Genomic DNA, 11349 nt, shown 5'->3' on the forward strand with positions numbered 1-11349 from the left:
TCTGGTCCCATGACCAACCCCACCGCCACTGACGCTGCCGTCGAGGCCGCGGCCCGGCGCCTGCAGCAGGCCGAGAGCTCACGGGTGCCCATCGCCCCGCTCACCGACCTGCTCGAGGGCGACGACGTCGCCGGCGCGTACGCCGTCCAGTCGATCATCATCGGCGACCGCACCGCCGCCGGCGCGACCGTCGTGGGCCGCAAGATCGGCCTCACCTCGAAGGCCGTCCAGGAGTGGCTCGGCGTCGACACCCCCGACTTCGGCGTGCTGCTCGACGACATGGAGTACACCGAGGACCAGGTCGTCCCGATGGACCGGCTGCTGCAGCCGCGCGCCGAGGCGGAGATCGCGTTCGTGCTGAAGGCGGACCTCACCGAGGGCCCCTTCACCGCCGAGTCCGTGGCCGGCGCCATCGACCACGCCCGCGCCGCCATCGAGATCGTCGACTCCCGCGTCCTCGACTGGGAGGTGCGCCTGGCCGACACCGTCGCCGACAACGCCTCCTCCGGCCTGTACGTCCTCGGCGAGACCAGGCTGACGCTCGACGAGTTCGACCCGGTCGCCGTCGAGATGACGATGACCAGCGACGGCGAGGTCGTCTCCACCGGCACCGGCGCCGCCTGCCTGGGCAACCCGCTCACCGCGGTCGCCTGGCTGGCCGAAGCGGCGCTGACGTACGGCGAGCCCCTGCGCGCGGGGCAGGTCATCCTGTCCGGCGCCCTCGGGCCGGTCCACCCGGTCCCCGCCGGCGCGGTCGTCCGCGCCGAACTCACCGACCTCGGTTCGGTGACCGCGACGTTCTCCAAGGAAGGCTGAGCAGTGAGCAAGAAGACCAAGGTCGCCATCATCGGGTCGGGCAACATCGGCACCGACCTGATGATCAAGGTGATGCGCCTGTCCGAGACCCTCGAGATGGGTGCGATGGTCGGCATCGACCCCGACTCCGACGGCCTCGCCCGCGCGGGCCGCTTCAAGGTCCCCACCACCCACGAGGGTGTCGACGGCCTGATCGCGATGGACGGCTTCGACGAGATCGACATCGTCTTCGACGCCACCTCCGCGGGCGCCCACAAGGCCAACGCGGCCAAGCTGGCGCCGTACGGCAAGAAGCTGGTCGACCTGACGCCGGCCGCCATCGGCCCGTTCGTGGTGCCGCCGGTCAACCTCGACGAGCACATCAACGCCGAGAACGTCCTCGAGAACGTCAACATGGTCACCTGCGGCGGCCAGGCCACGATCCCGATCGTCGCCGCCGTCTCGCAGGTCACCGAGGTGCCGTACGCCGAGATCGTCGCGTCCATCGCGTCGAAGTCGGCCGGCCCGGGCACGCGCGCCAACATCGACGAGTTCACCGAGACCACGTCGCACGCCATCGAGGCCGTGGGTGGCGCCTGGAAGGGCAAGGCCATCATCATCCTCAACCCGGCCGAGCCGCCGCTGATCATGCGCGACACCGTGTTCGCGCTGGTCAACGACCCCGACGAGGCGCTGGGCGAGAAGATCCGCGAGTCGGTGAAGTCGATGGTCGCCAAGGTGCAGGAGTACGTGCCGGGCTACCGCCTCAAGCAGGAGGTGCAGTACACCCGCCTGCCCGAGGGCGAGCCGGTGCACACCCTGCTCGGCAAGGGCGTCGGCGAGGTCGTCGTCACCCACAAGGTCGCGGTCTTCCTCGAGGTCGAGGGTGCCGCCCACTACCTGCCCGCGTACGCCGGCAACCTGGACATCATGACGTCGGCCGCGCTGCGCACGGCCGAGAAGATCGCGGCAGCGCTGAACGCCGGAAAGGACGCCTGAGCCATGTCCGAGAAGAAGGACCTCTACATCCAGGACGTCACCCTGCGTGACGGCATGCACGCGATCCGCCACCGGATCGACCCCGAGGACATCAAGAAGATCGTCAAGGCCCTCGACGAGGCCGGCGTGGACGCCATCGAGGTCACCCACGGCGACGGTCTGACCGGCGGCTCGGTCAACTACGGCCCCGGCTCGCACACCGACTGGGAGTGGATCGAGGCGGCCGCCTCCGTCATCGAGAACGCCGTCCTCACCTCGCTGCTGCTGCCCGGCGTGGGCACCGTCGAGGACCTCAAGCACGCGTACTCCCTCGGTGTCCGCTCGGTCCGCATCGCCACGCACTGCACCGAGGCCGACGTGGCCAAGCAGCACATCGAGACCGCCCGCGAGATCGGCATGGACGTCTCGGGCTTCCTGATGATGTCGCACCTCAACGACCCGGCCGGGCTGGCCCAGCAGGCCAAGCTGATGGAGTCGTACGGCGCCCACTGCGTCTACGTCACCGACTCCGGCGGCCGCCTGACCATGCCCGACGTCGCCGCCCGCGTGCGTGCGTACAAGGACGTGCTCAACCCGGAGACGCAGATCGGCATCCACGCCCACGAGAACCTCTCGCTGTCGGTGGCCAACTCGGTCGTCGCCGTCGAGGAGGGCGTCTACCGCGTGGACGCCTCGCTGGCCGGTCAGGGCGCGGGCGCGGGCAACTGCCCGATCGAGCCCTTCATCGCGGTGGCCGACATCTACGGCTGGAACCACCGCTGCGACGTCTTCAAGCTGCAGGACGCCGCCGACGACCTGGTCCGTCCGCTGCAGGACCGCCCGGTGCGGGTGGACCGCGAGACGCTGACCCTGGGCTACGCGGGCGTGTACTCGTCGTTCCTGCGCCACGCGGAGAACGCGTCGGCCCAGTACGGCGTCGACACCCGCGACCTGCTGATGGAGGTCGGCCGTCGCCGCCTCGTCGGTGGCCAGGAGGACATGATCATCGACATCGCGCTCGACATCCTCGCCGAGCGTGAGGGCGCGAGCGCCTGATCCGTCCGCACGAAGGGCTCCGACCGATTGGTCGGGGCCCTTCGTCGTACCGGGGGGGCGACGGCTCAGGCAGTTCGCAGCGGCTCGGCGACGACCGCCGCGGGAGCGGGCACCTCGGCGGCGTGAACTGCCTGCGGTGCTGCGGCCTCGGGGCGTCGCCGCGACACCAGACGGCTGAGCACGCGCCGGGCCGGCTCCTCGTAGCGCGTGTAGATCACGCAGGAGGCCAGCACCAGCAGCGGCAGCAGCGCCACCTCGGCCGGTGCCTGCAGCGCGTCGGGCAGCACGAACCGGGTCTCGGTGGTGAGATCGCGGAAGAGCTTGAGGATGGGTCCGTGCAGCAGGTACAGCGCGAACGACGCGCCGCCGCCGAGCACCACCCACCGGTGGCTCAGGGCGCTGACGAACCAGCCGCGCCCGATGCTGAGGCAGACCACGAACGGCAGCCACGCGAACGCGATGTATCCGGCGTACCAGCCCGGGAGGACGGTCTCGGTGAGCGCGATCCAGACGAGCACGCCCACGACGATGGCCGGGGCCAGCGCACCCGCGACCCGCCGCTCCCGCTCGGTCGGGGTGACCTTGTTGACCGCCGCCGCCACGCACATGCCGGCCAGGAAGAGGCACAGCACCCGCGGCGCCCAGCCGAAGTCGTACGAGAACCGGTGGTGCACGAGGAGCCCGGTGAGCATCGGGGTGAGCGCGACGAGCGCGGCCACCACCATGCCGCGGGCGCCCAGGCGGCGGGTCAGGGCGTGCACGCCGAGGGCCATGAGCGGGAAGAGCGCGTACGCCAGCCACTCGGCCGACAGCGACCAGGCCGGGCCGGCCCAGCTGGTCCCGGCCCCCGAGGGGCGGTCCCAGAGCTGGACGAGGAACAGCTGCTTGACGAAGGACGCCACGGTCAGCTCGTCGGTGCTGGTCGACTGCCAGCGCCAGGCACGCAGCGCGATGAGGGCGCCGGCGAACAGGGTGAGGGCGAGGTACGTGGGCCAGATCCGGGCCACCCGCAGCCAGAAGTAGTGGCCGACGGCCCGCAGGTCGAACCGGCCGCCGAGACGCTCCAGGTAGTTCAGCCCGAGCACGTAGCCGGACAGCAGGAAGAAGAGGTCCAGGCCCCGGTTGGCCTGCTCGAGGACGGGGGCGGCGAGCTCGTACGCCTCCGGGTACGCCGCGGCCAGACGGGACTTGTGGGCCAGCTGGATGTGGTGCAGGACGATCCAGATCGCGGCGAACAGGCGGATGCCGGTCAGGGCGTCATGGCGGGGGCGCGGGGCGGACATGCATAACAGAGTAATTGACTAGACTTAGAAGAGGTGGGATTCCCGCCCGCTGGTCAGGCGCCGACCCGGGCCACGTGGTCGCGCACCAGCGCGTCGAAGGCGGCCGGCCGCTCCATGCTGGGCAGGTGGGCCACGCCCTCCCACTCCACCACCTCGGCGTGGGGCACCGACGCCTGCAGGTGCCGCGTGGCCAGCTTGGTCGCCTCCAGGTCGTGCCCGCCGAGCAGCACCGTCACGGGCAGGGAGAGCTCCTCGAGCCGCTCGGTCGCCGGCGGGTCGAGTTCGACCTCGTCCAGCTCCCCCAGCGCCTCGTCGACCTCGAACGCGCGACGCTGCATCTCCGAGACCGCCTGCACCACGCCCCACGGCAGGTCGCCGCGGTGACGGCCCGACCCCACCAGCCAGGTGTCGACGTTGAGGCGTACACCCGCCTCGCGGTCCCCGGCGGCAAGCGCGGCGTCCTCCGCTGCGACGAAGCGCCGCAGGTCGTCGGTGGCCTCGGCCAGCAGGCTGCCGCCGACCGGTGCCAGCGCGAGGGAGGCGACCACGTGCGGCAGGGTCAGGGCGAGCTCGACGGCCACCCCCGCACCGAACGACGACCCCACCAGGTGCACCCGGTCGACGCCCGAGTGGGTCAGCACGCCCAGCACGTCCGCGACGTGCGAGAAGGATCCGGGGGGCGCCACGTCCGACTCACCGAAGCCGCGCAGGTCCACCCGCAGGGCGCCGTAGTCGGCAGCGAGGGTGCCCCACTGGGCGTCCCACATCCGGCGGTCGGCGATGCCGGCGTGCAGGAAGAGCAACGGGACGGTTCCGCCGGGGCCGGGGACGGCCTCGTAGGCGATACCGGTGGGGGTGGAGGGCACGGTGCTCCTGTGGCAGTAGGTGGACCAAGGATCCCTTGCGTCCCAGCAGACGCCCGACAGCCGCCTTGCCGCAACCCCATTTGGTGGCTTGACTGCACAGGCGACGGCGTGCTTGACCGAAATCCGGGCCACGCCGGCCGGCGGCCGCAGACTCTTCCCGGGAGTCTCGGTCACCGCTACGGTGGGTCCGACCTAGAACGTGTTCTCATTTCAGGAGTGGTGATGGCCCTCAGCATCGACGAACGACGCGCCAAGGTCGAGCAGTACATGGACCTGATCGGCAACGGCACCGCCGCGCAGATCATGGAGATGTACGGCCCGGACCCTGTGCTGGAGGACCCCGTGGGCACCGAGCCGAAGCGTGGCCGCGAGGAGGTCGGCGCCTTCTACGCCACCTTCGAGGCGATGGAGACCGCCGCCGAGCTGCGCGAGTTCCACGCCGCCGGCGACTCCGCGGCGTTCGCGTTCGACGTGATCACCAAGGTGGGCGAGTCCAACGCCCGCATCTCCGTCATCGAGGTCATGCACTTCAACGACGACGGCCTGATCCGCCACATGCAGGCGTACTGGTCGCCCGAGGTCGACATGACCCTGGAGTGAGGCAGGATCTCCGCGGAACCACCCCTCCCTCCGCGTCGCTCGCGGCGTAGGAGGAGGTGGAGGGGGAGGGCGTAGACGTGGAGCGACTGGCCGAACGACTGACCGAATTGGCTGCCGGGGCACCCGGCGGCGGCGGGACCGATGAGATCTGGACCCGCGGGGTACGCCGCGCGCGCCGCCGTCGTACCGCCGCGGCTGCGGCGACGGTGGCCGTGGTCGCCGTGGTGGCGCTCCTGGTGCCGTGGGTCGGGGACCGGGAGGGCCCGCAGCCGGTCTCCGAGCTCGTGGTGCCCGCGCTGCCGACCCGGGTCAACGCCCCCGGCGCGTGGTCCGAGGCCACCGGGCCGGACGGGCCGGTCGCCGCGATCGGTGTGGCCACGCGGGCACACCCCATGGGGATCACCGACTCACGGCCCGACATGGAGCTCTTCACCGTCTCCGCGATCGACGGCCGCGCCACGTGGACCGACCTGCCCGACATTCGCCGGGGCCAGCAGGTCTACACCTTCGCGGTCTCCCCCGACGGCACGCAGATCGGCTGGACCTTCCTCGACAAGCAGGCCCCTCGCGACCGCCGGGTCGGGTGGGCCGTCATGGACACCGCGACCCGCGAGGTCACCCGCTTCGAGCCACGGTTTCCCAAGCGGGCCGCCTACGACGGAGAGCTCGCCTTCTCCGGCGACTCGCGTCACCTGCTGGCCAGCTACGTCCAGGGAGCCGACCAGGAGCACCAGGCGCACCTGCTCGCCCTGGACGTGCAGACCGGGGAGGCCGTCGACCTCACCCCCGAGGGCACCCGCTGGAACCCCCTTGGCAGTGCCCCCACCGGCGTCGTACGGCTGGCGGGCGACACGGTCGTCCGGACGGACCCGGCCACGGGTGAGGAGTCGACGGACACGCTCCCCGGCGACGTCATCGACGCCTCCTGGTCCCCGACGGAGGGCTCGTTCGCGTGGATCCGCGACGGCGCCACGGGGAACGACCCGTACGTGCTCTGGGTCGGCGACTCCCCGGAACGCACCCGGCCCATGCCGCTCGAGTTCGACGACGGGTACGAGCCCCGCCAGCTGCTCGGCTGGGTCGACGACCAGCACGTGGTGGTGGGCCACTGGCGGACCTGGGTGCACGTGGTCGACGTGACGACGGGTGAGTTCGACCGGCTCGAAATCCGGGGCGAGGGGGACATCTTCAACCCGCCCAACCTGGCCAACGACCTGTGGTCGGCCCCGCTGCGCGAGCCGGTCGCGCGGGAGGGCACCTCCGACCCCCGCCGGCCGTACCTGTGGGGCGGCGGCGCCCTGCTCGTGGCAGCGGTGGCGGGGATCCTGTGGTGGCGCAGGAGGCGACGTGCCTGAACCGACCCGCGCCGGGTTCGAGGAGTGGGTGGCGGCCCGTCGCCCTGCCCTGCTGCGTACGGCGTACCTACTCACCGGGAACGCAGACGACGCCGAGGACCTCGTGCAGAGCGCCCTGGTGAAGGTCGTGCCGCACTGGTCGCGGATCGCGGCCGACCCGGAGGCGTACGTGAGGAAAGTCCTGGCCACCACCAGCGTCTCGCGCTGGCGGCGGCGCCGCTGGCGGGAGGTCACGACCGCCGACGTCCCCGAGCAGGCTCTGGCCAGCCACGACACGGACGAGCGGCTCGCGCTGATGGCTGCCCTGGGCACGCTGGCCCCGCGGCAGCGGGCGGTGGTGGTGCTGCGCTACTTCGACGACCTCACCGAGCGGCAGACCGCGGAGACGCTCGGCATCGCGGTGGGGACGGTGAAGTCCCAGGCCCGCGACGCGCTGGCGAGGCTGCGGCTGGCGCTCGGCGAGGACGAGGTGCGGGTGGGAACGCCCGCCCGCTGACTCGCCTCAGTGATCGGGTGGGCCGACCCTCAGCCGCGCTCGCGCAGGTACCTCCCGAAGTGCGGCACCGTGAACGCGATCCGGCCGCGCTCGCCGGAGTAGATCAGGCCCTTCTTGAGCAGCGAGTCGCGCGCCGGGGAGAGCGACTGCGGCTTCTTGCCCAGCGTTGCCGCGACGTCGGCGGTCGGCACGGACTCCGGCTCGCCCTCCGCCTCGGTGGCCGCGGCCAGGGCCACGTCGGCCATCGCCATCAGGTAGTCGCGCTCACCGGGGGTGGCGCGCTCGTACCGCGAACCGAAGAAGCCGACCGCCAGCTCGGCCTCGGCCTCGGGGGCGGCGACGGCGACGTCGGCGGCGGTGATCGGCGAGCGGGGCGCGAGGTCCCACACGGCCTTGCCGTACGCCTGGATGAAGTAGGGGTACCCGCCGGTGGCGGCGTACATCGCCTCCAGGGCGCCGTCCTCGTAGTCGGCCTCCTCGTCGGCGGCCGGGACGGTCAGCGCCGAGTCGGCGGCCTCGCGGGAGAGGCGGTCGATGCGCTGGTAGCGGAAGAGGCGCTCGGAGTACGACTTCGAGGCGCTCAGCACCGCGGGCAGGTGCGGCAGGCCGGCGCCGACCACGATCACGGGCAGCCCGGACTGGCTCAGCTCGTGGCAGGCCGCGCACAGCGCCGAGATGTCGTCGGGACCGAGGTCCTGCATCTCGTCGATGAAGACGCCGATCCCCTTGCCGACGTCGGCGGCCAGACCGCCGAGGTCGGTGAACAGCTCGACCAGGTCGATCTCGATGTCGCCGGAGTCGGCGCGACCGCGTACGGCGGCGACGTCGATGCCGGGGCTCCACTGGTCCTTGAGCTTGGCGCCGGCGCCGGCGTCGCGGTGCGCGAACGACTTGATGACGCCGAGCACGTGGTTGACCGACTCCTCGTCGCGGTGGCCGAGCTCGCGTACGGCCTGGTGCAGCGCGCTCGACAGCGGGCGCCGCAGCCCCTGGTCGGGCCGGGCCTCCAGCTTGCCGGTCCCCCACCCCTTGCGGACCGCGGCGGAGCGCAGCGCGTTGAGGAGCACGGTCTTGCCGACGCCGCGGAGACCGGTGAGCACCATCGACCGCTCCGGGCGGCCCTTGGCGACGCGCTCGAGGACGACGTCGAAAGTCCTCAGCTGCTCGTCACGGCCGGCGAGCTCGGGCGGGCGCTGGCCGGCGCCGGGCGCGTACGGGTTGCGAATCGGATCCACGATGGCAAGGTATCGGGCTCTCTAGACAATTCCTTAGAGATCCGTAGCGAGCCCGATCGGCGTGTCGCGGGGGTAGGGCTCAGCCCGCGTGCGCGGAGGGATGCCCGTGCGGGCCCTCCCCTGCGGCCCGGTCGCGTCGCTCGCGGGCGTCCTCGTACGCGTCGTCGAGACCGCCGCGCAGCAGCGAGACCATGTCGGGGACCTCGTCGGCGTCGAGCCGGAACGTGCCGACGCACAGGTTGTCCCGCCACAGCGAGAGCACCGCCAGGTCGCCGTGCCACGTCACGCGCAGGTACCGCTCACCGTTCCGCGCGTCGCGGAAGATCTGGGTACGGGGTGGACGGGCCATGCTCGATTCTCGCTCGCCCAGGACGGTTTTTCCAGCGACCAGTGAGTTCGGACGGTCGGAGGCGCGCGCGCCTAGACTCGGCCCATGCCCGAACTGCCCGAGGTGGAGGCGCTCGCCCAGGACCTGTCCTCGCGTCTGGTGGACCGCGCGATCACCCGCGTGGACCTGGCCGCGTTCAGCGCCCTCAAGACGTACGACCCGCCGCTGCAGGCGCTTCACGGCACGCTCGTGGAGAGCGTGACCCGGCACGGCAAGTTCCTCGACATCAACGCCTCCGGGCTGCACCTGGTCATGCACCTGGCCCGCGCCGGGTGGGTGCGCTGGCGCGACGAGGCCCCGGCACTTCCCGCGCGCCCGAGCTCCAAGAGCCCCCTCGCCGCGCGCGTGGTCATCGACGACGAGGCCTCCCTCGACATCACCGAGGCCGGCACCAAGAAGAGCCTCGCCCTGTACGTCGTCCACGACCCCGCCGACGTCGAGGGCGTCGCGCGGCTCGGCCCCGACCCGCTGTCCGAGGAGTTCACCGAGCAGGTGCTGGCCGAGATCCTCGCCGCCGAGGGCCGCAAGCAGCTCAAGGGGGTGCTGCGCCACCAGGGCACCATCGCCGGCATCGGCAACGCGTACTCCGACGAGATCCTGCACGCCGCGCGGATGTCACCGTTCAAGCCGGCCGACGGCCTCGACGAGGCGGAGCTCGCCACCCTGTACGCGGCGATCCGCACGTGCCTGGGCGACGCCGTCGAGCGCTCCCGGGGGCTGGCCGCCAGCGAGCTGAAGGGCGAGAAGAAGACCAACATGGCCGTGCACGGACGCACCGGCAAGCCGTGTCCGGTGTGCGGCGACACGGTCCGTGAGGTCTCGTTCGCCGACTCGTCGCTGCAGTACTGCGCGACCTGCCAGACGGGCGGCAAGCCGTTGGCCGACCGGCGGATGTCCAAGCTGCTCAAGTGAGCCGCCCCGCGGCTACTCGTGGGCGGTGAACCGTCCCCGGCAGGTGCGCATGACGTACTGGTTGATCGCCATCATGCCCTCGACCCCGGTCAGCTGGTGGTCGGTCTGACGCTTGGCGCGGTCGAACTCGTCGCCGGTCGCCTCGTTGCGCTCGAGCTCGGAGTCCTCACCCTCGTGCGCCTCCTCGATGGTCTGCTCGAATCCGGCACGGGCCTCCGAGGGGATGTCGCTCGGCGTGCCCGTACGGGCCAGACGGTCCGCGTACTCGCGCAGCGCCTGCTCCTCGTCACGCTCGTGCGCCAGGACGCCGCTCTGGATGGCCTCGCAGAACGCGGCCTTGGTCGCGTCGCGCGGCGGGTCGGGCGTCTCCTCGCCGCATCCGGACAGCACGGTGATCAGCAGCACGGCCGCCACGGGCAGGACTGGGCGCATCTGGGCCACCTCGTGTGATGGGTTGCGGCCCCCGAAATGGCCGCGGCTCCCGGACCGCGGGTGCGGTCCGGGAGCCAACGTACTGCTACCCAGCGGTAACCGGGTAGGGGTGGAGGTCGGTCGACCTCACTCCTGACCCTCGAGCTCCTCGAGCTGCTTCTCGAGCTCGGACAGGTCGACGTCGCTGTCCTCGAGCGCCTTGTCCATCTCGTCGCCCATGCCCTCGGCGGCGTCCTGCATGAGCTTGGTCATCGCCTCCTCGATCTGCGTGGCGCAGGTCTCCTGGACGTACGTGCCGAGCTCCTCGCTCTGCTTCTCCTCCTCCTCGGACATCTCCAGGCTCGAGAACGGGTCGGCGGCCGAGTCGCCCGCGTCCTCGGTGGCCTTCTCGATGTCCTTGGCGTCGATGTCCTGGATCAGGTCGACGGCCTTCTCGAAGCCCTTGCGGGCGTCGTCGGAGATGCCCTCCGGCGTGCCGACCTCGGCCAGCCCGTCGCCCCACTCCTGCATGGCCTTGGCCTGGGCGTCGTAGTCGTCCGGGTCGACGTCGGAGGTCTTGTCGAACAGCGCCACGTAGGCGTTGCAGAAGTCGCTCTCCTTGGCGTCGGCCGGAGCGGACGAACCGCCTCCACAGGCGGTCAGGGCGGTGGCGGTGACGGCCAGAACGGCGGCGGCAGCGAGACGCTTCATGGTTGGGTTCCCCCCGGTGTCGGTGACTGTGACGGGGGCGCGACGAGGCGCCCCCGCAGGAGTTCCTACCCTCTCAGGCCGCGGACTACACCTCTGAATTCCTCAGGAGGAGAACGCCTCCGGCAGGGGTGCGAGGAGCGCCTGGCCGACGGACGCGAGGTAGTCCCGGCGGTCGACCTCGACCACGCCGAGGCTGGCCAGGTGGTCCGTACGCCACTGCACGTCGAGCACGCGGGAGCCGGCGTCGTCGGCTCCCAGCACCT

General features: G+C 71.6%; 13 protein-coding genes. 7 read left to right on the forward strand and 6 right to left on the reverse strand.

The window, feature by feature from the left end; genetic code table 11:
* The first annotated feature begins 9 nt into the window (after positions 1–9).
* From ACI379_RS10880 to dmpG, 3 genes are read left to right on the forward strand one after another with little or no spacing between them, the layout of a single operon-like run.
* Entirely contained in the window at positions 10–816 is an 807-nt protein-coding gene (locus tag ACI379_RS10880) for a 2-keto-4-pentenoate hydratase (protein WP_439792107.1), read from the forward strand.
* A 3-nt stretch (positions 817–819) separates the two neighbouring features.
* A complete protein-coding gene (locus ACI379_RS10885) occupies positions 820–1794 on the forward strand; it encodes an acetaldehyde dehydrogenase (acetylating) (protein ID WP_439792108.1) in 975 nt (324 codons plus the stop codon).
* A 3-nt stretch (positions 1795–1797) separates the two neighbouring features.
* Positions 1798–2829 (forward strand): 4-hydroxy-2-oxovalerate aldolase, encoded by a 1032-nt coding sequence (gene dmpG / locus ACI379_RS10890; protein WP_439792109.1) that lies wholly within the window; start codon positions 1798–1800, stop codon positions 2827–2829.
* 65 nt (positions 2830–2894) lie between these two features.
* Here dmpG and ACI379_RS10895 read toward each other — a convergent pair whose 3' ends face one another.
* Positions 2895–4112: an acyltransferase family protein gene (locus tag ACI379_RS10895; protein ID WP_439792110.1), complete on the reverse strand. Its 1218-nt coding sequence runs from the start codon at positions 4110–4112 to the stop codon at positions 2895–2897.
* 53 nt (positions 4113–4165) lie between these two features.
* On the reverse strand, positions 4166–4978 hold the full coding sequence (locus ACI379_RS10900; RefSeq protein ID WP_439792111.1) for an alpha/beta fold hydrolase: 813 nt from the start codon (positions 4976–4978) through the stop codon (positions 4166–4168).
* A 222-nt stretch (positions 4979–5200) separates the two neighbouring features.
* Here ACI379_RS10900 and ACI379_RS10905 point away from each other — a divergent pair, with 222 nt between their 5' ends.
* From ACI379_RS10905 to ACI379_RS10915, 3 genes are all read left to right on the forward strand, one after another.
* Entirely contained in the window at positions 5201–5578 is a 378-nt protein-coding gene (locus tag ACI379_RS10905; protein WP_439792112.1) for a nuclear transport factor 2 family protein, read from the forward strand.
* Between the two features lie 77 nt (positions 5579–5655).
* Entirely contained in the window at positions 5656–6933 is a 1278-nt protein-coding gene (locus tag ACI379_RS10910) for a hypothetical protein (protein WP_439792113.1), read from the forward strand.
* Positions 6926–7429, forward strand: a complete 504-nt coding sequence (locus ACI379_RS10915; protein ID WP_439792114.1) for a SigE family RNA polymerase sigma factor — start codon at positions 6926–6928, stop codon at positions 7427–7429. Before ACI379_RS10910 ends, ACI379_RS10915 begins: the two co-directional genes overlap by 8 nt.
* Positions 7430–7458: 29 nt before the next feature.
* Here the strand turns inward: ACI379_RS10915 and ACI379_RS10920 are convergent, their stop codons facing one another.
* Both ACI379_RS10920 and ACI379_RS10925 read right to left on the reverse strand, forming a co-directional pair.
* Entirely contained in the window at positions 7459–8664 is a 1206-nt protein-coding gene (locus ACI379_RS10920; RefSeq protein WP_439792115.1) for an ATP-binding protein, read from the reverse strand.
* A gap of 79 nt (positions 8665–8743) precedes the next feature.
* On the reverse strand, positions 8744–9013 hold the full coding sequence (locus ACI379_RS10925; protein ID WP_439792116.1) for a hypothetical protein: 270 nt from the start codon (positions 9011–9013) through the stop codon (positions 8744–8746).
* A gap of 84 nt (positions 9014–9097) precedes the next feature.
* Between ACI379_RS10925 and ACI379_RS10930 the strand changes: the two genes are divergently transcribed.
* Positions 9098–9964 (forward strand): Fpg/Nei family DNA glycosylase, encoded by an 867-nt coding sequence (locus ACI379_RS10930; RefSeq protein WP_439792117.1) that lies wholly within the window; start codon positions 9098–9100, stop codon positions 9962–9964.
* A 12-nt stretch (positions 9965–9976) separates the two neighbouring features.
* Here ACI379_RS10930 and ACI379_RS10935 read toward each other — a convergent pair whose 3' ends face one another.
* Positions 9977–10396, reverse strand: a complete 420-nt coding sequence (locus ACI379_RS10935; RefSeq protein WP_439792118.1) for a hypothetical protein — start codon at positions 10394–10396, stop codon at positions 9977–9979.
* A 126-nt stretch (positions 10397–10522) separates the two neighbouring features.
* A complete protein-coding gene (locus ACI379_RS10940) occupies positions 10523–11086 on the reverse strand; it encodes a hypothetical protein (RefSeq protein ID WP_439792119.1) in 564 nt (187 codons plus the stop codon).
* Positions 11087–11349: the final 263 nt, after the last annotated feature.

It is taken from the genome of Nocardioides sp. (assembly GCF_051876515.1).
Classification (GTDB): domain Bacteria; phylum Actinomycetota; class Actinomycetes; order Propionibacteriales; family Nocardioidaceae; genus Nocardioides.

What these genes read in the sequence shown, in the direction of transcription:
- ACI379_RS10940 (WP_439792119.1), bottom strand. Translation starts at nt 11,086, where the DNA reads ATGAAGCGTCTCGCTGCCGCCGCCGTTCTGGCCGTCACCGCCACCGCC.
- ACI379_RS10925 (WP_439792116.1), bottom strand. Translation starts at nt 9,013, where the DNA reads ATGGCCCGTCCACCCCGTACCCAGATCTTCCGCGACGCGCGGAACGGT.
- ACI379_RS10880 (WP_439792107.1), top strand. Translation starts at nt 10, where the DNA reads ATGACCAACCCCACCGCCACTGACGCTGCCGTCGAGGCCGCGGCCCGG.
- ACI379_RS10895 (WP_439792110.1), bottom strand. Translation starts at nt 4,112, where the DNA reads ATGTCCGCCCCGCGCCCCCGCCATGACGCCCTGACCGGCATCCGCCTG.
- ACI379_RS10905 (WP_439792112.1), top strand. Translation starts at nt 5,201, where the DNA reads ATGGCCCTCAGCATCGACGAACGACGCGCCAAGGTCGAGCAGTACATG.
- ACI379_RS10935 (WP_439792118.1), bottom strand. Translation starts at nt 10,396, where the DNA reads ATGCGCCCAGTCCTGCCCGTGGCGGCCGTGCTGCTGATCACCGTGCTG.
- dmpG (WP_439792109.1), top strand. Translation starts at nt 1,798, where the DNA reads ATGTCCGAGAAGAAGGACCTCTACATCCAGGACGTCACCCTGCGTGAC.
- ACI379_RS10930 (WP_439792117.1), top strand. Translation starts at nt 9,098, where the DNA reads ATGCCCGAACTGCCCGAGGTGGAGGCGCTCGCCCAGGACCTGTCCTCG.